This window comes from Vallitalea sediminicola, assembly GCF_054408565.1.
The window spans coordinates 1-224 of record NZ_BTPT01000278.1 but is presented as its reverse complement, the minus strand read 5'-3'; the positions used below and the strand labels follow the sequence as shown (position 1 = coordinate 224).

Here is a 224-nt window from a genome sequence, read left to right as displayed (position 1 = left end):
TTACATCAATAAAATTGTAAGGTAATAGTGAAACATCAGAAATTGTACTAGATTTTATTCTTGATAGAAATGCGAAATCTGGGATATATTCAATAAGTTCTGCACCCAATTTTGTTATATCGTTTTTCATGTAATCTTCAATTGGTCCTTCAAAAGAAATAATATATAGACCAGAATCTTCAACTACAGATCTTTTTTCTCTACTATTTTCATCTAAGTTCAAT

The 224-nt window shown here is 27.2% G+C and carries 1 protein-coding gene; it reads right to left on the bottom strand.

Annotation, left to right across the window (positions count from 1 at the left end; all coding sequences use genetic code 11):
- Positions 1 to 224: hypothetical protein (locus tag ACX6CF_RS26740; protein WP_458788419.1), on the bottom strand; the 224-nt coding region annotated here is incomplete at both ends.